Consider the following 23,833-nt stretch of genomic DNA (forward strand, 5'->3'; position numbering starts at 1 on the left):
CAGGCGGCCGATCGTCTAAGGATAAGATTGTGCACAAGCTGGTGGAAAGATCAGGGCTTGATGGTTCGCATGATGGGGTTTTGCAGGGAAATCAGGGTTTCCGTTGACTGGATTTCGTCAATAGTTTGGATCTTGTTAATTAATACCTGCTGCAGGGCATCAATAGATCGGCACATTACCTTGATGAAAATACTGTAGTGCCCGGTGGTGTACCAGGCTTCAACAACTTCATCCAGGGCTTCCAGCTTGCTCAGTGCCGACGGGTAATCACGGGCGCTTTTAAGAATAATGCCGATAAAACAGCAGACATCAAAGCCCAGCTGGCGGGGATCGATCTCAACCCGCGTGCCCAGGATAATGCCTGCCTGCTTCATCTTTTCGACACGGACGTGAATGGTTCCCGGGCTGACATTGAACTGTTTTGCCAGTTCGGCGTAAGCGGTGCGCGCATTTTCCAGTAATGCATTCAGGATACCCCGGTCGAGATTATCCAGTTGCAGATGTTCGGGCATTGTCATCCTCGTTATCGTTTTTCTTCAATGAACTGAGGAGAATGTGCAGCAAAATAATCAAACTGGCAACTCACCGGCAGCGGCTGATGCCGCTGCCGGTTATCTTAACGCTTACGCCACAGCGTCACCTGAGCGAGCGTGTGCTGGAACTTACGGGCCGTTTCACGGATGACAAACGGCACATCCTGTGGAGAACCAATTTGCTCGAAGTCCGCGGCCAACAGGCGTTGTAACGCCTGCAGAGTGGTCAGGGCTTCGCCATTCTCACGCACGCCGCCCAGCCAGTTTTCCTTCGGTGTAAACTCTTCCAGCCAGGTATAAGGCGATGACAGCACTAAAACACCACCCGGACGCAGCATCGGTGTTACATCCTGAAGGAAGCGCGCCGGCTGACGCAGACGATCGATCAGGTTCGAAGCCAGCACCAGATCGTAACGCGCGGGTTGAGGCTTCATATTACAGGCATCGCCCTGTACAAACTGAATACGCTTCGCCTGTTCGTTACTGACATCAAAGTCCTTGAGCCGTACCTGCCGATATTCCACCAGCTCGCCTTCTTCTGGCACCACGTAACGGAAATCTTCGCCGGTAGTGAGCTGTAGCGCCACATCGATAAAGCGCGCCGAGTAATCCATCCCGGTGACATGTTCAAAGTGGCGGGCAAGCTCGAAACTGGCGCGGCCGGTTGCACAACCGATGTCCAGTGCTTCACCTCGATTCTGACTGTGCGGCAGTGCCAGTTTGACCAGTGCTTCAGCGTAGTTATCGACACCGAAATAGCGCGGACCGTACTGGAAATCGAGATACTGCGAAACCATGCTGTCTGTTTCATAAGGATTCAGCGCCATGGTTTCCTGATGCGAGGAGACCACATAGCGGAAACCGGCATGCTGGAAAAAGTGGCGACGGAAAGCATAACGTGACGATTTGATCGCCTCATTGCCGGTTGAAATCCAGCTTCCACCTTTTATAAGTGAGTGCTTACCATCAAAGGTGGGCGTAGAGAAATCGTCATACAGCGGATGGACTTTAAACCCCTCAAAACCATTGATCGGTGTCGTTGTCCATTGCCAGACATTCCCCACGATGTCGTAAAACTCACCCTGAGGGAAACGATCGACCGGGCAGGAAGAAGCCCAGTAAGCCAGGTTAATATTGCCCGGAGCCTGCTGCCAGTCTGGCTGATCGCCTTCTACCTGCCCACGGAGTTGGTACCATTCAGCCTCACAGGGTAGCTGCACTGATTTACCGGTTTCTTCTGCTTTCCAGCGACAGAAAGCAGCGGCTTCCAGCTGATTGACTTCCGCTGGCCAGTCCCAGGGCATGGAAATTTCTTCACACATCAGGCGGAGTTTTAGCTGATCGGGCATCGTAGCGTCGCCCACCCAGAAGGTGGGCATCTCTGCCTGCGCAAACTGACGCCAGCCCAAACCTTCTTCATCCCACCAGCGGGTTTCCCGATAGCCACCAGCCTGCACAAACTCATAAAATTCTGCATTACTGACCAGCATTTTGCTGGCTTTAAACGGTTTTAGCTCAATTTGCTGAGTACCGTATTCATTGTCCCAACCATAGGTCTCATCTGTCTTGCCAAGGGTGATGTGACCGCCGGGCTGGGGAACCAGCGTATTCGCGGGTACTGACTGTCGGTCATGGCGCGCTTCAGCACACGCAGGCCACTGCGGCTGGGATTTCACCCATTCAACCGGCAACTGACGAATCAGTACGCTAGAGGTTTCGAGGTGGATTCGCTCATGCTCAATGCCCATAAGGATCACCCAGGCCGGGCTGTCCCAACGAATGGGCAGTTCAAGCGGCATCTCCTGAATAAATTGCGTCACTAATGCTTTTACGCTGCCGCGATAGTCGCGCACGGCTTCCACTGTAGGCCAGTCATAATGGTTGTCGTTGAGGTCATCCCAGCTCATTTCGTCCACGCCGATGGCCAGCATGGCTTCAATGTGGTCATCAATGCGGTCATCGATGTAACGGCCCGCCATTAACTTATTAATGTAGAAGGTGGCGGTGTGACCGAAATAGAAGATCAGCGGATGGCGCAGGGGAATCGCTTTGGTAAACCAGGCGCGCTGATCGTTAAGACAGGTAAACAGGTCTTCGTACAGCGCCCAGGTCTGATTGAAGTAAGCCAGCAGCTCTGCACGTTTTTGTTCGACATTTTGGCCAGAGAGCATCAGCGTACGGGTCGGCGCAGGTAAATCGCGATGGGGTTGAACGGTATTCACAGGACACTCCTGATTGCTGAATAAGTAATTGCAGATATTTACTATAAAGCAAAATGGAATTTCTGCTGCCTCGCTTAACGGCGCCAGTGACGTAACAGGCGGCTCTTTAAGCCGGTATCGAAACGCCAGATGTGATCGAAGATGCGCATAATGCCGGGTTTTCCATGCGTAGACATGGCGACGGCATGGAAGCGCTGCTGCTGTTGCTGCTGACGGTGTTTAACGCTGCGTACCACCTCTTCTGGCAGGCGCTGCGCAATAAAATCCGACACTATCACGGCATCGGCATCGTGCCATAACGTGCCTTCCATCCGCTTGACCACGGCTGAAAGACAGGCCGCAAGGTCGGTTCCGCCACGAAAACGTTGGCTGAGAAAACGGATGGCCTGCTCTAGTCCGTCATCACCTGTTAATTCGTAACCAATTACGTCATGGGCGAATAACATGATGTAACAGCGGCGGCGATCGGCCAGTGCGACCTTGAGAAGTGCCAGGCAAAAGGCTTTTGCGCAGCGTTCATTAAAACCGCCCATCGAACCGGAGGTGTCAACACACACGATAAACGGACCTCGTGGCTGTTCTTCGTGCTGCTGGTGGCTGACGGGACGTTGGGTGATTTTTTCATGCCAGGCATCACCCTGAAGTTTGTAAGTAAGCAGTCGCTTCTCTACCAGCCTGCGGTAGAACTCAAGTTCAAGCTCGCTGACGCTTAACGCCGCCAGCTCGGGCGGCAGCAAACGCAGCACATCATCACTCTGATGAATGCCGCTGACTTCTTCCGGTACGGCATCAGGTTCGCGCACCAGGTGATGAAAGGCCTCCATCGGTGCGTCCTGCGAGGGAACCGATTTTGCTTCACGGCTGCGGCCTAACTGCTGGGCCAGCTTCATTAATTCAGGCTGCTGCGCCAGAAACTCACCGTACTGCAGCATCAGCTGGTAGTCGCCGTGCTGAAGCGGGGCTTTGCCCATATCCCATAAGCGTCCGGCTGCGGCTTCGTCATCGTCTGCCAGAACCGGCGCCAGTTGACCGCTCAATGCCATACGTTGCTGTAACTCGGCCATCAGACGTTCGCGCTGCTGCTCAAGAAGCTGCTCATTAAGCGTGAGCGTTTGCAGCGTAAGGCTGAGCCGCCAGCGTTGCAGGAACAGCGTATGCTGGGCGCTGCTAAGATTGCCGGGATCGTTATGAAGCAGCAGGCGTTGTGCCTCTTCCAGAAAAGGGGACGTCAGACGTTCAAGGTGATAAAGGGTTTCATCAAGCTGCTGGCTGAATTCACGATCGCTGAGTAACTGAATACGCTGGAATAACTGAAACTCTTCCGCCAGCGCTTCCGGTACGGGCGTAGCTTTGAGTTCGGCATCAATCTCCGCCTTCCAGCGAGGAACGTCGCGTAACAGCGCCTTTTTCATGCCGGGGAATTTTTCAAAGAACAGGGCCAGCTGTGGGGACGCGAGGAGTGCCAGAATTAACTCTTCAATCAGTTCGGTTTCACCGATTGACAGCAGGGTACTCAGCGTCTCCAGAGAGATCATTTACGCGCCTGTTTAAGTTGTTCCGCCACGTCCTGCAGGCTGGTTTCGACGCGAGCCAGCCAGTCATCACTGATAAACAGGCAACGTTGTTGCTGGCTGAACTGATGGCGCTGCTGACGTAGCTGGCTGTCGAGTTCATCCAGCGCTTCGCGGATTTCCTCAGGCAGCGCATCACTGCTGCCTGCGCCAGGCAGAGTCAGCCTGGACGTTTGCAGACTGACATCACGCACGGCCAGACAATGTTGAGCATCCACCAGCATATCCAGTGTTTGTGCAAAGCCAATGCCGTTTAATTTGCCGCGAACGTCACCACCTTTCTGTAGCCAGTGATTCAGCGCTTCACGCTCAATAACCAGATGCGTGACCTGCATATCATGCAGTGTAAGCGGCTTTTGCAGCATCAGGGTTAACTGCGCATCGGTAAAGCTTTCGGGCATATCGTAATGCGGTTTACGGCTGAACATGCCGCTGTGTTTCTCAAGCGTAATGGCGACGGCCACGCTTTGCTGCTGTTGCAGTGCCAGACGTCGCGCCTTGAGTTGCTGAAGCCTGAGTAGCATGGCCTGCTGTTGCCAGGCATGTTGCGTCATCAACTGATCGATTTCGCGATCCAGAAGTTGCATCGAAGTGACGTCGTGCCACAAACAGTCTTTCAACAAGATCAGATCCAGCGGAGCAATGGTGTTTCGCCCGCTGTAAAAGGCGCTGGCCTGCAGCAGATGTATGGCTTTTTTCCAGCGACGATCGGAGATGTAAGGCGCATCTGGCAGCTTTTCCAACTGCTGACGTAGCTGATAGATCAGTTCGAACACGTTATCGGGCAGCGTGACCTGACTGATACCTTGTTGCCATTGCACATACTCTTCGTCACTGATGCGCAGCGATTCGGCGACCGGATTGTCATTTTCATCCTGATGATGAGTCAGCATGCTGCGGAAGTTCTGCTTTTCATGCACGTTATCCAGCCACAGACGAATTAACATACGGTCATAGAGGGCTTCGAGCCCGCTGTCGGCTTCCGGTAGCTCATTCGAGGCCGTGACCAGCAAGCGCATGGGGATTTTTTCTTCGCTATCACCGTTGCGGAAACGGCGTTCGTTGATGGCGGTGAGCAGCGTGTTGAGGATTGCCGGGCCTGCTTTCCAGATCTCATCCAGAAATACGATTTCTGCATCCGGTAGATAGCCCTTGGTCAGCCGTTGGTAGCGGCCTTCATCTTTTAACGCCTGAATCGACAGTGGACCAAACACTTCCTCCGGCGTGGAAAAGCGGGTCATCAGATACTCAAAGGCGCGGGCATGCTGGAAGGCGCACTTCAGGCGGCGGGCAATCAGGCTTTTTGCTATGCCCGGCGGCCCCAGCAGAAACACGCTTTCGCCGCTGAGGGCGGCGAGAAGGCAAAGGCGAATGGCATGATGACGCTCATACAAACCTTTTTCTAACGCATTGCTGAGACGAGAAATTCTTTCTGCCAAAAGATGGGGTTGAGCCATAATCACATCAATGTCCTTACAATCGTCGAGCCGCCGCGTTTTAGCGAACGCAATACTCTATAGGGTATGATGCGCGAAAGCGTTAATCGATGTCAGCTTTTTTGTTTCAGAAGGTTCGACAACACGGCTTTAAAGATTGCAGGCAACAGAAAAAACAGGGGATGGCCGTCTGTTACCACGACGGAGGTAGGAATTTTTGTGAATACGTGCATACTGTGCGCTTTTTGATGGCTTGTGCGCCTCTCAGACTCCAACAAAAGATAATTTTATGAGCTCGGATAATAAGCACTCACTAGGCGGATTAACGCTGGCTGCCATTGGTGTCGTCTACGGAGATATCGGCACCAGCCCGCTTTACACCTTACGCGAATGTCTTTCGGGGCAGTTTGGCTTTGGCGTGGAACGGGATGCGGTCTTTGGCTTTCTTTCGCTGATTTTCTGGCTGCTGGTGCTGGTGGTGTCGCTGAAATATATCAGCTACGTGATGCGTGCCGACAATGCCGGAGAAGGCGGTATTCTGACGCTGATGTCGCTGGCGGGGCGAAATACGGGCGGACGTGCCACTGCGATCCTGGTGATTATGGGGCTCATTGGCGGCAGTTTTTTCTATGGTGAGGTGGTGATCACCCCTGCCGTATCCGTATTGTCGGCGATTGAAGGTCTGGAAATCGCTGCGCCAAGCCTCGACAGCTATATTGTGCCGATGGCCATTGCCGTGCTGACCCTGCTGTTTGTCATTCAAAAACATGGCACCGGTATCGTGGGTAAACTGTTCGCGCCCGTCATGCTGCTGTGGTTTATCGTCCTGGCCGTACTGGGTGCGCGCAGCATTCTTAATAACCCTGAGGTATTACAGGCGTTAAACCCCTACTGGGCGCTGCACTTCTTTGTGGAATATAAGACAGTTTCCTTTTTTGCGCTCGGCGCGGTGGTACTGGCGATTACGGGCGTCGAAGCACTGTATGCGGATATGGGGCATTTTGGTAAATTCCCTATCCGGCTGGCATGGTTTGTGGTGGTGCTGCCTTCGCTGGTGCTCAACTACTTCGGTCAGGGCGCGTTGTTACTGAAGCATCCTGAAGCGATCAAAAACCCGTTTTTCCTGCTGGCACCCGACTGGGCGCTGATTCCCATGTTAATTCTGGCGACGTTAGCCACCGTCATCGCCTCACAGGCGGTGATTTCCGGGGTTTTCTCGTTAACCCGCCAGGCCGTGCGCCTGGGCTATTTACCCCCTATGCGCATCGTTCATACATCAGAAAATGAGTCTGGGCAGATCTATATTCCGGTAATTAACTGGCTGCTTTATTTCTCTGTTGTGATTGTCATCATCGGCTTTGAGCACTCCAGTAACCTGGCCGCGGCTTACGGTATTGCGGTGACGGGGACAATGGTACTGACCTCTATTCTTTGCGCGACCGTCGCGATACTGAACTGGCACTGGAATCGGTATCTGGTGGGGCTGATTTTAATTGCCATGCTGTGTATTGATGTGTCGCTGTTCTCGGCCAACCTGATCAAGATTTTCTCTGGTGGCTGGCTGCCGCTGACGCTGGCGCTGATGATGTTTATCGTGATGACCACGTGGAAGAGCGAACGTTTTCGTTTGCTGCGCCGCATGCATGAACACGGTAACTCCCTGGAGGCGATGATTGCGTCTCTGGAAAAATCGCCGCCTGTGCGCGTGCCGGGCACCGCGGTTTACATGTCGCGTGCACTGAACGTTATTCCTTTTGCCATGCTGCACAACCTGAAGCACAACAAGGTGCTGCATGAACGCGTCGTGCTGTTAACCCTGCGTACTGAAGAGGCTCCTTACGTGCATAACGTTCGGCGCGTCACCATCGAACAGCTGTCGCCCACCTTCTGGCGCGTGGTGGCTAGTTACGGCTGGCGCGAAACACCGAACGTGGAAGAGATTTTCCACCGTTGCGGTCTGGAAGGACTTAACTGCCGGATGATGGAGACGTCTTTCTTTATGTCCCATGAATCGCTGATTATCGGTAAACGGCCCTGGTATTTGCGTCTGCGCGGCAAGTTGTTTATGACGCTACAACGCAATGCGCTGCGTGCGCCCGATCAGTTTGAGATCCCGCCAAACCGGGTAATAGAACTGGGTACGCAGGTCGAGATTTAGACGACGACTGCGCCTGCCGGTCAGGCGCAGTATGTTACCAACGTAGCGTGACGCATAATCCGCCGCCGGGATGCGGAGCAAAGAGCAGTGTCATGCCATGCAGCTGTGCAATATTGCGCACTATCGATAAACCCAGCCCACTGCCGCTTTTTTCCTGCCCCGGCGGACGCCAGAAACGTTCCCCCAGGCGTTGCAGTTCATCTGCAGATAAACCGTTGCCGTTATCTTCCACCTTTAACGTATTCTGGCTAAGGGTAAGGTCAACGCGGCTGCCTGATGGTGTATAGCGGATAGCATTATCCAGCAGATTTCTGATCAGCAGAGACAGCAGCAGCGCATGTCCCGAAATAACCGGATCGGCGGTAGCGTTAAGGCATAACTTAATGTCAGCCTTATCTGCCAGCGATAACTGTGAAGCCAGCGTGTCCTGTGCCACCTTTTTCAGCATAACGGGCTGGAACGCCTTGCGGACATCATCGGCTTCAATGCGCGACAGCGTAAGCAACTGATCAACCAGGCGGGTGGCCCGGACGATACCGGCATCCAACTGCTGCAGCGCGTGGGTGCGCATCGCCTCGTCATCGGCGGCCAACTGAATGACTTCGCTTTGCACCTGCAGCGCGGCCAGCGGGCTGCGTAATTCGTGAGCCGCATCGGATGTGAAGCGGCGTTCCCGCTGCATCATGGTATGAATGCGGCTGAACAGGCCGTTAAGTGCATCAATCAACGGGCGGACTTCTTTAGGAACGCGCTGGGCCTGCAAGGACGCGTCATCATCAGGCGCGCGCGCGGCAAGCTGCTGGCTCAGTTTTTTTAGTGGACGAAGTTCGTACCAGACCAGGCCCGTCAACATCAGCAGCATAAAAGGCAAGGAAATCAGCCAGGGCACCATGCCGGCATTGACCAGATCTTTTGCCATATCGTCACGGTATTCCCACTCCTGGCCGACGACGACACGGTAACGTTGATCGGGCGTGGTCAGCCAGACAAAACGCCAGAGATCGTCATCCCCGTTAAGCTGGCCATTCTGGAAACCTTGATGATCCGCATTAAAGGGCAGATCTTTGCCATTATCGCCATCGTTGAGGATCTGTTTCCCCGCGCGGTCGAATACCGCGAAGGCCAGCGCGTCATCGTCCTGTTCACCACGGTTATGGTGTAACAGCGTTTTCGTTTTTGGCAGCGACGTGCCGTTGAGCGAGGTAAAGTCCAGCGTCAGCAGGCGTTTAGCGAGCAACATTTGTTGCGTATCAAACAGCTCATTAATGGTGTCACGCGTTTTATACCAGGCGCTGAGCGTCGCTGTTCCCCAGCAAATGCCCAGGATCAGCACCAGGCCAATGCCAAGACGCAGGAACAAACTCATCGATCGCATTCGCTTTCTCCCAGCGTATAACCCACGCCGTGGATAGTGCGGATAAAGCGATTGCCGAGCTTCTTACGCAGATGATGAATATGCACTTCCACCGCGTTACTCGACACTTCGGTATCCCAGGTATACAACTTTTCTTCAAGCTGGCTACGCGTCAGTACCCGACCCGGGTTACGCATAAACAGCTCAAGCAGCGCCAGCTCACGGCTTTTTAACGCAATGTTTTCGCCGTTTCTTTCTACGCTGAGATTGCCGGGAACCAATACCACATCCCCGTGGCGCAGTTCGGGCTGAAGTTGCCCGTGGCGGCGGCGAATCAATGCCTGTAACCGTGCGGCAACTTCTGTAAGGGCAAAGGGTTTGCACAGATAATCGTCAGCCCCCATCTGTAATCCTTCAACGCGTTGATCCAGGGCATCGCGGGCAGTGAGGATAAGGACCGGCACATCGTGCCCCTGCTGACGCCACTGGCGCAATATGTCCAGCCCGTCACGCTCCGGCAGGGACAAATCAAGTACGACCGCATCCCACGGTGCCGCCGTTAATGCCTGAAAACCCGCCTCACCAGAGACAAACCAGTCGACGCTGAACCCCAGCTTACTGAGCCCTGCTTTGATGCCATCTCCAATCAGGCGATCGTCTTCAATGAGTAAAATTCGCATTCTCTCTCCCTTTTAATAAGCGATTTATACGAAGCTGGGTGACCGTTGTACAGCGAGTTTGGCTAAAAACTGAGGTTATTTTCGCCTTAAGATCCTGTTAAGAACTCTATGTTTTACTACAGCCACTGACATAACAGCTTCATGGACAAGAGGTGACAAAATGAAAAAGTATGCTGCACTATTAGCCGTGACTATGCTGGCTTCTGCGCCGGTATTTGCCGCTCAACAGGGCGGATTCGTTGACCCGAATGCGTCAGCACCGGCAGCACATCATCAGCAAGGCGGTTTTAAAGCCGGTCAAAGCAGCGTTGTGACGGTGAAACAGGCTGAAGAAATGAAAGATGACAGCTGGATTACCGTTCGTGGCCAGCTTGAAAAGCAGGTTGGCGACGAAGATTACCTGTTCCGTGACGAGACCGGCACGATGAAGGTAGAAATTGACCACAAGCGCTGGAACGGCCTGACCGTTTCGCCAAAAGATCGCGTCGAACTGACGGGTGAACTGGATAAAGATTTCAACAGCATTGAGCTGGACGTTAAACAGGTCAAGAAGCTGCCATAACGCCCCCCAAATGGACCGCCCCGGCGGTCCATTTTCCGCTTTGGCCATGCGCCTAACTCAAATTCTTTTCTGCAACAGCGAAACGTTTCGATAGCGATCACAAATTTTTGATCCTGTGGTTGAATTGTAACCTGTTTTTTATACACTCCAGAAAGCGAAACGTTTCGCTATGGAGTGTAAAAATGAAAAAAGGTCGCTTGTTAAACGCTGAACTCTCTCACGTTATCGCCCGCCTGGGCCACACGGACACGTTAACGATCGCCGATGCGGGCTTGCCGATTCCGGCAGGACCACAACGTATCGATCTGGCGCTGACGCCGGGTACGCCGGGATTTATGCAGGTGGTAGAAGCCGTTACGCTTGAGATGCAGGTGGAAAGCGCCTTTATTGCGGAAGAGATTAAGCAGCACAATCCGCAGCTCCACAGCGAACTGATCGCCGTGCTCGACGCATTGCAACAGCACCAGGGAAACACCATCACTACCCGCTACATCAGTCATGAACAGTTCAAACAACAAACACAACGTAGCCAGGCGGTCATTCGCAGCGGAGAGTGTTCTCCGTTTGCGAATGTCATCCTGAGCGCAGGTGTGACCTTCTGAGGCCATTATGCAACCCTTACTGCAGCTTAAAGGCATCGAAAAATCATTTCCCGGCGTTAAAGCGCTGAATGGTGCGTCATTGTCAGTCTGGCCGGGACGCGTAATGGCGTTGGTAGGTGAAAACGGCGCCGGCAAATCCACCATGATGAAGGTGCTCACCGGTATTTACAGCCGTGACGCCGGTTCGCTGTTATGGCTTGGTGAAGAAACCACGTTTAGCGGACCCAAAGCATCGCAGGAAGCGGGCATTGGTATTATCCATCAGGAACTTAACCTGATCCCTCAGTTAACCGTCGCGGAAAACATTTTCCTGGGGCGTGAATTCGTCAATGGTTTTGGCTGTATTAACTGGAAGCGGATGTATGCCGAGGCCGACGCGCTGCTGAAACGTCTGAATCTGCGTTTTAACAGCCATAAGCTGGTGGGCGATTTATCCATCGGCGATCAACAAATGGTTGAGATTGCCAAGGTCCTGAGTTTTGAGTCGAAAGTCATCATTATGGATGAGCCGACTGACGCGCTCACGGATACCGAAACCCTGTCGTTGTTCCGGGTCATCAATGAGCTGAAAGCGCAAGGCTGCGGTATCGTTTATATCTCCCATCGCATGAAAGAGATTTTCGAGATTTGCGATGACGTCACGGTGTTTCGTGATGGCCAGTTTATTGCTGAACGTGCCGTCAGCGATCTGAGTGAAGATAGCCTCATTGAGATGATGGTGGGCCGTAAACTGGAAGATCAGTATCCCCATGTTGACGATGCTCCGGGCGAAGTGCGTCTTAAAGTGGAAAACCTTAGCGGGCCTGGCGTCGATAACGTCTCGTTTACCCTGCGTAAAGGTGAAATTCTGGGCGTGTCTGGACTGATGGGCGCCGGACGTACCGAACTGATGAAAATTCTTTACGGTGCTGCGCCCCGCAGCGCCGGGCAGATCTGGCTGAGTGGACGTGAAGTGGTGACTCGCTCACCACAGGATGGCCTTGCCAATGGCATCGTGTATATCTCGGAAGACCGTAAGCGCGATGGCCTGGTGCTGGGCATGTCAGTAAAAGAGAACATGTCTCTGACCGCACTGCGCTACTTCAGCCACATGGGCGGCAGACTCAGGCACGCTGAAGAACAACTCGCCGTCAGCGACTTTATCCGCTTATTTAACGTTAAAACGCCGTCAATGGAGCAGCCGATTGGCCTGCTGTCAGGCGGTAATCAGCAAAAAGTCGCGATTGCCCGCGGGCTCATGACGCGCCCTAACGTGTTGATTCTTGATGAACCGACGCGCGGTGTCGACGTGGGAGCAAAGAAAGAGATTTATCAGCTTATTAACCAGTTCAAGGCCGAAGGGCTGAGCATTATTTTAGTGTCGTCAGAAATGCCAGAAGTTCTGGGCATGAGTGATCGCATTGTCGTGATGCATGAAGGCCGTTTAAGCGGCGAATTTACCCGTGAAGACGCTACTCAGGAAAGCCTGATGGCGGCAGCCGTCGGTAAGCAACACAGTGAGGATTTAGTTGTATGACCACCCAAACCGTTCCGTCTAACCGTCGCTGGTTCAGCAAAGCCTGGTTGCTTGAGCAAAAGTCGCTGATTGCGTTAATTGTGTTGATTGCCGTGGTCGCGAGCCAGAGCCCAAATTTCTTTACGGTGGCAAACCTGTTCAACATCCTGCAGCAGACATCGGTCAACGCCATCATGGCGGTGGGCATGACGCTGGTTATTCTGACATCCGGTATCGATCTGTCTGTGGGATCGCTGCTGGCGCTTACGGGCGCGGTGGCGGCATCGCTGGTGGGGATGGAGGTAAATGCCTTTGTTGCCGTAGCGGCTTCGCTGGCGTTGGGGGCCGCTATTGGTGCGGTCACCGGCACCATTGTGGCGCGCGGTAAGGTGCAGGCTTTTATTGCCACGCTGGTGATGATGTTGTTACTGCGCGGTGTCACCATGGTGTACACCAACGGCAGCCCTGTGAATACCGGCTTTAATGACAATGCCGACCTGTTTGGCTGGTTTGGTATCGGTCGTCCGTTGGGCATTCCTACACCGGTATGGCTGATGGCGGTGGTGTTCGTGGCAGCCTGGTACATGCTGCACCACACGCGGTTGGGCCGCTATATCTATGCGCTGGGTGGTAATGAAGCCGCAACACGTCTTTCCGGCATTAATGTTAACCGGGTAAAAGTGATTGTTTACTCACTGTCCGGCATGCTGGCGGCGCTGGCGGGTTCTATCGAAGTCGCCCGTCTTTCTTCCGCCCAGCCGACGGCCGGAACAGGTTATGAACTGGATGCCATTGCCGCCGTTGTTCTGGGTGGTACCAGCCTGGCGGGCGGAAAGGGCCGGATTGTTGGCACCTTAATTGGCGCATTAATCCTCGGCTTTTTGAACAATGGTTTAAATCTGATGGGTGTATCTTCGTACTACCAGATGATCGTAAAAGCGGTAGTCATTCTGCTGGCGGTGCTGGTGGACAATAAAAGCAGCAAATAACTCAGACCTTTATACAGGATAAAATGATGAAAAAGTTAACTGCATTAGCTGTGATCCTTGGTGCAACGCTCAGCGCCAGCGCAATGGCTAAAGATACCATTGCCTTAGTTATCTCTACGCTGAACAACCCGTTTTTCGTTTCACTGAAAGAGGGTGCACAGAAAGAAGCCGATAAACTGGGCTACAACCTGGTCGTGCTGGATTCACAGAACAACCCGGCAAAAGAACTGGCTAACGTTCAGGACTTAACCGTGCGCGGGACGAAAGTGCTGCTGATGAACCCTACCGATTCTGATGCTGTCGGCAACGCAATCAAAATGGCTAACCAGGCGAAGATCCCGGTGATCACCCTGGACCGTGTCGCTGCACAGGGCACTGTGGTCAGTCACGTGGCATCTGATAACCGTTTTGGCGGTAAAATGGCGGGTGACTACATCGCACGTAAACTGGGTGATAACGCGAAAATTATCGAATTAGAAGGCATCGCGGGTACCTCGGCTGCACGTGAACGTGGCGAAGGTTTTAAACAGGCCGCTGATGCACATAAATTCCAGATTCTGGCCAGCCAGCCGGCTGACTTTGATCGTACTAAAGGTTTGAACGTTATGCAGAACCTGCTGCAGGCGCATCCGGATGTGCAGGCTGTGTTTGCTCAGAACGATGAAATGGCGCTGGGTGCACTGCGTGCGCTGCAAACGGCGGGCAAAACCGATGTAATGGTTGTGGGTTTTGATGGCACGCCAGATGGTGTGAAAGCGGTTGAAGGCGGAAAACTGGCCGCGACCGTGGCTCAGATGCCAGAGAAAATTGGCATGATCGGCGTTCAGACTGCTGATAAAGTGCTGAAAGGTGAAAAAGTGCAGGCGATCAATCCGGTCGACCTGAAACTGGTTACCAAATAAATCGAAGAAAAGCAGGGCACTGCGTCACCCGTCGGTGGCGCACTTATTTCGGACTCTCCCAATGAGCAAAAACGCAAAACTGGCCGTTCTCGGTAGCATCAATGCTGACCATATCCTTAATCTGGCTCACTTTCCCCGCCCCGGCGAAACGGTGATCGGGCAGAAATATCAGATTGCGTTTGGCGGTAAAGGCGCAAATCAGGCTGTCGCCGCGGGCCGTGCGGGTGCCGATATTGCCTTTATAGCCTGTGTCGGTGCCGATGACATTGGTGAACGCATCTGCCAGCAGTTAGCGCAGGACAATATTGATACCCATCCAGTAGAAGCGGTCGAAGGTGAATCTACCGGTGTCGCGATGATTTTCGTCAACGGCGAAGGTGAGAATAATATTGGCATCTATTCCGGTGCTAACGCGGCGTTAACGCCGCAGTATGTCGAACGTCACCAGCAGGTGATTGCGCAGGCCGATGCCTTGCTGATGCAGCTTGAGTCGCCACTGGACAGTGTTTTAGCTGCGGCGACCTTAGCCAGACAGCATCAGACCCGCGTAATTTTAAATCCCGCCCCGGCGACAAAACTGTCCGATAGTTTGTTAGCGCTTATCGACATCATTACGCCGAATGAAACTGAAGCAGAAATTCTCACCGGCATCGCGGTTAATAATGATGACGATGCCGCACGTGCCGCCGCCGCATTGCATGACAAAGGTATTGCGACCGTCTTGATCACCCTTGGCCGTCGCGGCGTCTGGTTGAGTGAAAATGGTAAAGGACAGCGCATTGCGGGTTTTGACGTTAACGCGGTCGACACCATTGCGGCTGGCGATACGTTTAACGGGGCATTTATCACAGCTCGTCTTGAAGGTAAGGCCATGCATGATGCCGTTCGCTTTGCCCACGCCGCAGCGGCAATTGCGGTAACCCGTTCTGGCGCCCAGCCTTCTGTACCCTGGCGTGCGGAGATCGACGACTTTTTACAGCAGCAGGGTTAAGCGCTTGGCTACGATGAAAGATGTTGCCAGACTGGCGGGAGTGTCAACTTCAACGGTTTCACACGTTATCAATAAGAACCGTTTTGTCAGTGATGGCGTGCGTGAAAAAATCGAACAGGCGATCCGCGATCTTAATTATGCGCCGTCGGCATTAGCACGTAGCCTTAAGCTTAACCAAACCAATACCATTGGTATGTTACTGACCGCCAGTAGTAACCCTTTTTATGCTGAAGTCGTGCGCGGCGTAGAAGACAGTTGCTATGAGCGTGGATACAGCCTGATTCTGTGTAATACCGCTGGCGATGAAGCGCGCATGAACCGCAGTCTGGAAACGCTGCTGCAAAAACGCGTGGATGGTTTACTTATCATGTGCACTGAAAGCCATCTACCCTCGGCTGAAATCCTTAATCGTTATCCTTCTATCCCAATGGTGATGATGGACTGGGCACCTTTTGAAGGCCGGGGCGATATTATTCAGGACAATGCGCTTCTGGGCGGTGAACTGGCAACACAGCATCTTATTGATAGTGGCTATTCACGTATCGCCTGTATTTCAGGGCCGCTTGATAAAACACCGGCGCGTATGCGACTGGAAGGGTATTACCAGGCGATGCAGAAAAACGGTCTGGATGTCCTGCCCGAGTATGTTGTGAGTGGCGACTTTGAGTTTTCAGGCGGCTACAACGCAATGTTTGAATTGCTGGCGCTGGACAGGCCCCCGCATGCCGTTTTTACCAGCAATGACGCGATGGCGGTCGGGGTTTATCACGCGTTGCATCAGGCCGGATTGCAGATTCCACGAGATATGGCGGTGATGGGATATGACGACATTGAACTGGCGCGCTATATGTCACCCCCGCTCAGTACCATCCATCAACCCAAAGACGAACTGGGTGAACTGGCGATAGATACGCTGATTCATCGTCTGAGCAATCCCGACGTCAGTCAGCAAACGCTGGTGCTGACGCCGGAGTTAGTTCCGCGAGGCTCGGTCTAAGCTTTCTTCTTTTTGTCCCGATTGCTAATCAGGTTACGTCCGTCACCGTTGCGCAGCATCATAAATGTCAGCGCCGACAGCACGGTCACGATGCCCATCGTCAGGAAGGTAGAATGGAACTGTTCTACCGTCGTGCCATCAAATTCCTGATAAAAACGCAGTACGGCAGCACTGACTGCGACGCCAAAACTGATAGCCAGTTGTTGCGTTACGGCTAAGACGCTATTTCCACCGCTGGCGTTGTCGTCATCTAAATCGGCCAGAGTAATCGTGTTCATCGCTGTAAACTGGGTGGACATCGCCATGCCCAGCAGAAAGAGCGGTATCAACAATAACGCGATGCTTTCAGAAGGCGACTGCAGGGAGAAGCTGGCGATCATAAACCCGATGATTACCGTAATGCTCACCAGCAAGCGGCGATAACCAAACCAGCGCAGCAGCTGCGTCACGCTCTGTTTCGCGAGAATAGAGCCAACGGCCGTTGGTGCCATCATGCATCCTGCCAGAATCGCTGAATAACCGAATCCCACCTGAAGCATCAGCGGCATTAAAAATGGAACACAGCCTGTACCCAGTCGTGAAGCGATATTGCCAATGATACCTACCGAGAAGGTGCGGGTCTTAAACATGGGCAGATTGATCAGGGGAGAAGGATGGCGCCGGGCATGTGCTATATAGAGAAGCAATAACACAATACCGCCGCACAGTACCGCTGCCGCAATCCAGGGCGAGACAATGCGCTCACCAAATAGCTCGATACCTGTAGAGAGCATCACCAATCCAATTCCGAACAGTAGAAAGCCCAGAAAGTCGAAGCGGCGTTTTGGCGTGGTGAAGTCAGGCATATATTTTCGCGCATAGAATATGCCAAGTATGCCAATAGGGATGTTAATCAGGAATATCCAGTGCCAGGTGGCATACGTCACCATAACACCGCCCAGCAGAGGCCCAAGGATTGGCCCCACTAAACCTGGCATCGTCACAAAGTTAAGGATGGGCAGGAGTTCACTGCGCGGATAAGCACGCAGGAGTGCCAGGCGGGCCACCGGCATCATCATTGCGCCACCGACACCCTGAATGATGCGTGAAGTGACCAGAACCGATAAAGAGGGCGATAAGGCGCAGGCTAACGACCCCAGCGTAAAGAGAGAGACGGCAATCATGAAGATTTTGCGTGTACCGTAACGATCTGCAAGCCAACCGCTAACCGGGATGAGCATGGCAACAGTTAAGGTATAGCTGATCACGGCGGACTGCATGGCAAGGGGGGAACGCTCAAGGCTGGTGGCGATCGCGGGCAGAGCGGTATTCAATATGGTGGCATCCAGTGATTGCATAAAGAATGCCATAGCGGCAATCCATGGCAGACCGGCCATACTGCGCGCGGATGTGATCATTGAGCGTCCTTCGTAATGTTTTCAGCAAAGATAATGAAGAAGAATAGCATTGGCAGAAATGCACAATACGCCTCTTTTCATGACTGTGTGGTGATTTCCGTGCGTTCTTTAGGCAGGAAGTGTTGGTTTTTATCGCGTTCGTTTAAAAATAAACCGCTCAGTCATTTTTTTGTAATTAATGCTTGTCACTCAGAGAGAACGCCCTATAATGCGCCTCCACTGACACGGCACAACGGCTTACGGAATGCGGTGTTGAGAGGTTCAGGAAACTGAGCCGCCGGAGAAAAATTTCTGAAAAAGAGGTTGACTCTGAAGGAGGAAAGCGTAATATACGCCACCTCGCGACAGACGGTTAACCCGCTGTTCGCACTGCTCTTTAACAATTTATCAGACAATCTGTGTGGGCACTCGCAGGATTGATATCAGCGTCTCCGGACGTAAAAAATATCAAGTCTCACGAGTGAACACATAATGAAATTCATTATGACGTTTTACAGATGAGCACCGCTGAACTGGTTTCAGCAAATCAAACTTAAATTGAAGAGTTTGATCATGGCTCAGATTGAACGCTGGCGGCAGGCCTAACACATGCAAGTCGGACGGTAGCACAGAGGAGCTTGCTCCTCGGGTGACGAGTGGCGGACGGGTGAGTAATGTCTGGGGATCTGCCCGATAGAGGGGGATAACCACTGGAAACGGTGGCTAATACCGCATAACGTCGCAAGACCAAAGAGGGGGACCTTCGGGCCTCTCACTATCGGATGAACCCAGATGGGATTAGCTAGTAGGCGGGGTAACGGCCCACCTAGGCGACGATCCCTAGCTGGTCTGAGAGGATGACCAGCCACACTGGAACTGAGACACGGTCCAGACTCCTACGGGAGGCAGCAGTGGGGAATATTGCACAATGGGCGCAAGCCTGATGCAGCCATGCCGCGTGTATGAAGAAGGCCTTCGGGTTGTAAAGTACTTTCAGCGGGGAGGAAGGCATTGTGGTTAATAACCGCAGTGATTGACGTTACCCGCAGAAGAAGCACCGGCTAACTCCGTGCCAGCAGCCGCGGTAATACGGAGGGTGCAAGCGTTAATCGGAATTACTGGGCGTAAAGCGCACGCAGGCGGTCTGTTAAGTCAGATGTGAAATCCCCGGGCTTAACCTGGGAACTGCATTTGAAACTGGCAGGCTTGAGTCTCGTAGAGGGGGGTAGAATTCCAGGTGTAGCGGTGAAATGCGTAGAGATCTGGAGGAATACCGGTGGCGAAGGCGGCCCCCTGGACGAAGACTGACGCTCAGGTGCGAAAGCGTGGGGAGCAAACAGGATTAGATACCCTGGTAGTCCACGCCGTAAACGATGTCGACTTGGAGGTTGTTCCCTTGAGGAGTGGCTTCCGGAGCTAACGCGTTAAGTCGACCGCCTGGGGAGTACGGCCGCAAGGTTAAAACTCAAATGAATTGACGGGGGCCCGCACAAGCGGTGGAGCATGTGGTTTAATTCGATGCAACGCGAAGAACCTTACCTACTCTTGACATCCAGAGAACTTAGCAGAGATGCTTTGGTGCCTTCGGGAACTCTGAGACAGGTGCTGCATGGCTGTCGTCAGCTCGTGTTGTGAAATGTTGGGTTAAGTCCCGCAACGAGCGCAACCCTTATCCTTTGTTGCCAGCGATTCGGTCGGGAACTCAAAGGAGACTGCCGGTGATAAACCGGAGGAAGGTGGGGATGACGTCAAGTCATCATGGCCCTTACGAGTAGGGCTACACACGTGCTACAATGGCGCATACAAAGAGAAGCGACCTCGCGAGAGCAAGCGGACCTCATAAAGTGCGTCGTAGTCCGGATCGGAGTCTGCAACTCGACTCCGTGAAGTCGGAATCGCTAGTAATCGTGGATCAGAATGCCACGGTGAATACGTTCCCGGGCCTTGTACACACCGCCCGTCACACCATGGGAGTGGGTTGCAAAAGAAGTAGGTAGCTTAACCTCCGGGAGGGCGCTTACCACTTTGTGATTCATGACTGGGGTGAAGTCGTAACAAGGTAACCGTAGGGGAACCTGCGGTTGGATCACCTCCTTACCTGAAGATACCTTCCCGCGAAGTGCTCACACAGATTGTCTGATAGAAAGATAAAGAAGCAAGACGGCTGCGAAGTCGAGACACGTCTGTGTCCCCTTCGTCTAGCGGTTAGGACTCCGCCCTTTCACGGCGGCAACAGGGGTTCGAATCCCCTAGGGGACGCCACTTGCTTGGTGACAGGTGAAAGGTGTTGCCCACATATCTTAAAGATGACTTACGAGTCGTGTTTAAGATATTGCTCTTTAACAATCCGGAACAAGCTGAAAATTTGAAACGACGCATTGTCGTGTTCCTCCGTAATAAGGAACACAGCACAACGCGTTCGGGTCTCTCAAAAGCTTACAGCTTACAAGCTAACTGTTATGCAGTAGCGCGCGGGCAGTGAAGAAAGCAAGGCGCGTCGGCGCACAGCCAGCGGAGCGTACTGAAGTACGTGAGCATGGCGAGCACCGCGCAACGACGCATTCTTTACGCGCAGCCGTTACGGTATTACAGATAAAACGCCTGTGGGTTGTGAGGTTAAGCGACTAAGCGTACACGGTGGATGCCCTGGCAGTCAGAGGCGATGAAGGGCGTGCTAATCTGCGATAAGCGCCGGTAAGGTGATATGAACCGCAATAACCGGCGATACCCGAATGGGGAAACCCAGTGTGACTCGTCACACTATCATGCAGTGAATACATAGCTGCATGAGGCGAACCGGGGGAACTGAAACATCTAAGTACCCCGAGGAAAAGAAATCAACCGAGATTCCCCCAGTAGCGGCGAGCGAACGGGGAGGAGCCCAGAACCATCATCAGCTTGTGCATCAGTGGAAGCGTCTGGAAAGTCGCAGGGTACAGGGTGATACTCCCGTACACAAAGGTGCACAGGTTGTGAGTTCGATGAGTAAGGCGGGACACGTGGTATCCTGTCTGAATATGGGGGGACCATCCTCCAAGGCTAAATACTCCTGACTGACCGATAGTGAACCAGTACCGTGAGGGAAAGGCGAAAAGAACCCCGGCGAGGGGAGTGAAACAGAACCTGAAACCGTGTACGTACAAGCAGTGGGAGCCTTCTTTATGGGGGTGACTGCGTACCTTTTGTATAATGGGTCAGCGACTTATATTCTGTAGCAAGGTTAACCGTATAGGGGAGCCGCAGGGAAACCGAGTCTTAACTGGGCGTTAAGTTGCAGGGTATAGACCCGAAACCCGGTGATCTAGCCATGGGCAGGTTGAAGGTTGGGTAACACTAACTGGAGGACCGAACCGACTAATGTTGAAAAATTAGCGGATGACCTGTGGCTGGGGGTGAAAGGCCAATCAAACCGGGAGATAGCTGGTTCTCCCCGAAAGCTATTTAGGTAGCGCCTCGTGAACTCATCTCCGGGGGTAGAGCACTGTTTCGGCTAGGGGGCCATCCCGGCTTACCAACCCGATGCAAACTGCGAATACCGGAGAATGTTATCACGGGAGACACACGGCGGGTGCTAACGTCCGTCGTGAAGAGGGAAACAACCCAGACCGCCAGCTAAGGTCCCAAAGTCATGGTTAAGTGGGAAACGATGTGGGAAGGCACAGACAGCCAGGATGTTGGCTTAGAAGCAGCCATCATTTAAAGAAAGCGTAATAGCTCACTGGTCGAGTCGGCCTGCGCGGAAGATGTAACGGGGCTAAACCATGCACCGAAGCTGCGGCAGCGACACTATGTGTTGTTGGGTAGGGGAGCGTTCTGTAAGCCGTTGAAGGTGTGCTGTGAGGCATGCTGGAGGTATCAGAAGTGCGAATGCTGACATAAGTAACGATAAACAAGGTGAAAAACCTTGTCGCCGGAAGACCAAGGGTTCCTGTTCAACGTTAATCGGAGCAGGGTGAGTCGACCCCTAAGGCGAGGCCGAAAGGCGTAGTCGATGGGAAACAGGTTAATATTCCTGTACTTGGTGTTACTGCGAAGGGGGGACGGAGAAGGCTATATCAGCCGGGCGACGGTTGTCCCGGTTTAAGCGTGTAGGTGTGTGTTCCAGGCAAATCCGGTTCACTTTACACTGAGGCGTGACGACGAGGCACTACGGTGCTGAAGTGATAAATGCCCTGCTTCCAGGAAAAGCCTCTAAGCATCAGGTAACACAAAATCGTACCCCAAACCGACACAGGTGGTCAGGTAGAGAATACCAAGGCGCTTGAGAGAACTCGGGTGAAGGAACTAGGCAAAATGGTGCCGTAACTTCGGGAGAAGGCACGCTGCCACCAGGTGAAGTCACTTGCTGACGGAGCCGAAGGCAGTCGAAGATACCAGCTGGCTGCAACTGTTTATTAAAAACACAGCACTGTGCAAACACGAAAGTGGACGTATACGGTGTGACGCCTGCCCGGTGCCGGAAGGTTAATTGATGGGGTTAAGCGCAAGCTGAAGCTCTTGATCGAAGCCCCGGTAAACGGCGGCCGTAACTATAACGGTCCTAAGGTAGCGAAATTCCTTGTCGGGTAAGTTCCGACCTGCACGAATGGCGTAATGATGGCCAGGCTGTCTCCACCCGAGACTCAGTGAAATTGAAATCGCTGTGAAGATGCAGTGTACCCGCGGCAAGACGGAAAGACCCCGTGAACCTTTACTACAGCTTGACACTGAACACTGAGCCTTGATGTGTAGGATAGGTGGGAGGCTTTGAAGCGTGGACGCCAGTCTGCGTGGAGCCGACCTTGAAATACCACCCTTTAATGTTTGGTGTTCTAACGTAGGCCCGTAATCCGGGCTGCGGACAGTGTCTGGTGGGTAGTTTGACTGGGGCGGTCTCCTCCTAAAGAGTAACGGAGGAGCACGAAGGTTGGCTAATCCTGGTCGGACATCAGGAGGTTAGTGCAATGGCATAAGCCAGCTTGACTGCGAGAGTGACGGCTCGAGCAGGTGCGAAAGCAGGTCATAGTGATCCGGTGGTTCTGAATGGAAGGGCCATCGCTCAACGGATAAAAGGTACTCCGGGGATAACAGGCTGATACCGCCCAAGAGTTCATATCGACGGCGGTGTTTGGCACCTCGATGTCGGCTCATCACATCCTGGGGCTGAAGTAGGTCCCAAGGGTACGGCTGTTCGCCGTTTAAAGTGGTACGCGAGCTGGGTTTAGAACGTCGTGAGACAGTTCGGTCCCTATCTGCCGTGGGCGCTGGAGAATTGAGGGGGGTTGCTCCTAGTACGAGAGGACCGGAGTGAACGCACCGCTGGTGTCCGGGTTGTCACGCCAGTGGCACTGCCCGGTAGCTAAGTGCGGAAAAGATAAGTGCTGAAAGCATCTAAGCACGAAACTTGCCCCGAGATGAGTTCTCCCTGACCCTTTAAGGGTCCTGAAGGGACGTTGAAGACGACGACGTTGATAGGCCGGGTGTGTAAGCGCAGCGATGCGTTGAGCTTACCGGTACTAATGACCCGTGAGGCTTAACCTTACAACGCCAGAGGCGTTTTGGTTGAGAGACGATTGAATTTTCAGCATTGTTTACCGGAAAAGCATTTAGTTCTGTTCTGCGGACGAGAGTCCGAAGGATTTTGCGCTGAAGCAAGGCGGCGTGTAAGACGATGTGAAGGAGCATACTGAAGTATGTGACTGAGCAGCGCGCGCACAGCCAACGCAGCAGCAGCGTAAAAGACACAGGACAGAGCACAAAGAATTTGCCTGGCGGCTGTAGCGCGGTGGTCCCACCTGACCCCATGCCGAACTCAGAAGTGAAACGCCGTAGCGCCGATGGTAGTGTGGGGTCTCCCCATGCGAGAGTAGGGAACTGCCAGGCATCAAACAAGTGAAGAAGCCCTGAACGAAAGTTCAGGGCTTTTTTACGTCCGTAACCGGTGAAAAGCGGGGCGTCAGGCCGGCTGTCCTGCGCGGCCTGCGTC

15 protein-coding genes, 1 tRNA gene and 3 rRNA genes are annotated in these 23,833 nt (G+C 53.2%); 12 read left to right on the plus strand and 7 right to left on the minus strand.

The features are described from left to right. Positions 1–50: 50 nt before the first annotated feature. From asnC to ravA, 4 genes are all read right to left on the minus strand, one after another. Positions 51–512: a transcriptional regulator AsnC gene (asnC, locus tag QNH99_RS00390; RefSeq protein ID WP_063877764.1), complete on the minus strand. Its 462-nt coding sequence runs from the start codon at positions 510–512 to the stop codon at positions 51–53. A 104-nt stretch (positions 513–616) separates the two neighbouring features. Beyond that, a complete protein-coding gene (gene ovoA, locus QNH99_RS00395) occupies positions 617–2,755 on the minus strand; it encodes a 5-histidylcysteine sulfoxide synthase (RefSeq protein ID WP_410517186.1) in 2,139 nt (712 codons plus the stop codon). A 74-nt stretch (positions 2,756–2,829) separates the two neighbouring features. Next, positions 2,830–4,290 (minus strand): ATPase RavA stimulator ViaA, encoded by a 1,461-nt coding sequence (gene viaA / locus QNH99_RS00400; RefSeq protein ID WP_410517187.1) that lies wholly within the window; start codon positions 4,288–4,290, stop codon positions 2,830–2,832. Then, entirely contained in the window at positions 4,287–5,783 is a 1,497-nt protein-coding gene (gene ravA / locus QNH99_RS00405) for an ATPase RavA (RefSeq protein ID WP_410517698.1), read from the minus strand. The genes viaA and ravA overlap by 4 nt, the downstream gene beginning before the upstream one ends. A 268-nt stretch (positions 5,784–6,051) precedes the next feature. Here ravA and kup point away from each other — a divergent pair, with 268 nt between their 5' ends. Then, the gene (gene kup / locus QNH99_RS00410; protein WP_241568099.1) at positions 6,052–7,920 is read left to right on the plus strand and encodes a low affinity potassium transporter Kup; all 1,869 of its coding nucleotides are present in this window, start codon (positions 6,052–6,054) and stop codon (positions 7,918–7,920) included. 34 nt (positions 7,921–7,954) lie between these two features. On the opposite strand, the gene qseC is transcribed toward kup, so the two are convergent. Both qseC and qseB read right to left on the minus strand, forming a co-directional pair. Further along, a complete protein-coding gene (gene qseC / locus QNH99_RS00415; RefSeq protein ID WP_410517188.1) occupies positions 7,955–9,295 on the minus strand; it encodes a quorum sensing histidine kinase QseC in 1,341 nt (446 codons plus the stop codon). After that, a complete protein-coding gene (gene qseB, locus QNH99_RS00420) occupies positions 9,283–9,954 on the minus strand; it encodes a quorum sensing response regulator transcription factor QseB (protein WP_410517189.1) in 672 nt (223 codons plus the stop codon). Before qseB ends, qseC begins: the two co-directional genes overlap by 13 nt. Positions 9,955–10,114: 160 nt before the next feature. On the opposite strand from qseB, the gene QNH99_RS00425 reads away from it, so the two are divergent. From QNH99_RS00425 to rbsR, 7 genes are all read left to right on the plus strand, one after another. After that, positions 10,115–10,516 (plus strand): YgiW/YdeI family stress tolerance OB fold protein, encoded by a 402-nt coding sequence (locus tag QNH99_RS00425; protein WP_109717958.1) that lies wholly within the window; start codon positions 10,115–10,117, stop codon positions 10,514–10,516. 182 nt (positions 10,517–10,698) lie between these two features. Next, positions 10,699–11,118, plus strand: a complete 420-nt coding sequence (gene rbsD, locus QNH99_RS00430) for a D-ribose pyranase (protein ID WP_109717959.1) — start codon at positions 10,699–10,701, stop codon at positions 11,116–11,118. Positions 11,119–11,125: 7 nt separating this feature from the next. After that, the gene (gene rbsA, locus QNH99_RS00435; protein ID WP_410517190.1) at positions 11,126–12,634 is read left to right on the plus strand and encodes a ribose ABC transporter ATP-binding protein RbsA; all 1,509 of its coding nucleotides are present in this window, start codon (positions 11,126–11,128) and stop codon (positions 12,632–12,634) included. Then, positions 12,631–13,602 (plus strand): ribose ABC transporter permease, encoded by a 972-nt coding sequence (gene rbsC, locus QNH99_RS00440; RefSeq protein WP_063877756.1) that lies wholly within the window; start codon positions 12,631–12,633, stop codon positions 13,600–13,602. Before rbsA ends, rbsC begins: the two co-directional genes overlap by 4 nt. Before the next feature lie 26 nt (positions 13,603–13,628). Beyond that, positions 13,629–14,504 (plus strand): ribose ABC transporter substrate-binding protein RbsB, encoded by an 876-nt coding sequence (gene rbsB / locus QNH99_RS00445; RefSeq protein WP_410517699.1) that lies wholly within the window; start codon positions 13,629–13,631, stop codon positions 14,502–14,504. Positions 14,505–14,565: 61 nt separating this feature from the next. Beyond that, on the plus strand, positions 14,566–15,495 hold the full coding sequence (rbsK, locus tag QNH99_RS00450) for a ribokinase (RefSeq protein WP_063877754.1): 930 nt from the start codon (positions 14,566–14,568) through the stop codon (positions 15,493–15,495). A 13-nt stretch (positions 15,496–15,508) separates the two neighbouring features. Then, entirely contained in the window at positions 15,509–16,492 is a 984-nt protein-coding gene (rbsR, locus tag QNH99_RS00455) for a ribose operon transcriptional repressor RbsR (RefSeq protein WP_172897257.1), read from the plus strand. Here the strand turns inward: rbsR and mdtD are convergent. Further along, the gene (gene mdtD, locus QNH99_RS00460; RefSeq protein ID WP_096012541.1) at positions 16,489–17,889 is read right to left on the minus strand and encodes a multidrug transporter subunit MdtD; all 1,401 of its coding nucleotides are present in this window, start codon (positions 17,887–17,889) and stop codon (positions 16,489–16,491) included. The two genes, rbsR and mdtD, sit on opposite strands and share 4 nt — an antisense overlap. Before the next feature lie 534 nt (positions 17,890–18,423). Between mdtD and QNH99_RS00465 the strand changes: the two genes are divergently transcribed. From QNH99_RS00465 to rrf, 4 genes are all read left to right on the plus strand, one after another. Then, positions 18,424–19,965: ribosomal RNA gene (locus QNH99_RS00465) — 16S ribosomal RNA — on the plus strand. Between the two features lie 90 nt (positions 19,966–20,055). Beyond that, positions 20,056–20,130, plus strand: a tRNA-Glu gene (locus QNH99_RS00470). Between the two features lie 352 nt (positions 20,131–20,482). Next, positions 20,483–23,388, plus strand: a 23S ribosomal RNA gene (locus tag QNH99_RS00475). A 226-nt stretch (positions 23,389–23,614) separates the two neighbouring features. Beyond that, positions 23,615–23,730 (plus strand): 5S ribosomal RNA (gene rrf / locus QNH99_RS00480). Together the 16S, 23S and 5S rRNA genes with 1 tRNA gene alongside form the textbook arrangement of a ribosomal RNA operon. Positions 23,731–23,833: the final 103 nt, after the last annotated feature.

The organism is Pantoea allii (assembly GCF_046529425.1).
Lineage (GTDB): Bacteria > Pseudomonadota > Gammaproteobacteria > Enterobacterales > Enterobacteriaceae > Pantoea > Pantoea allii.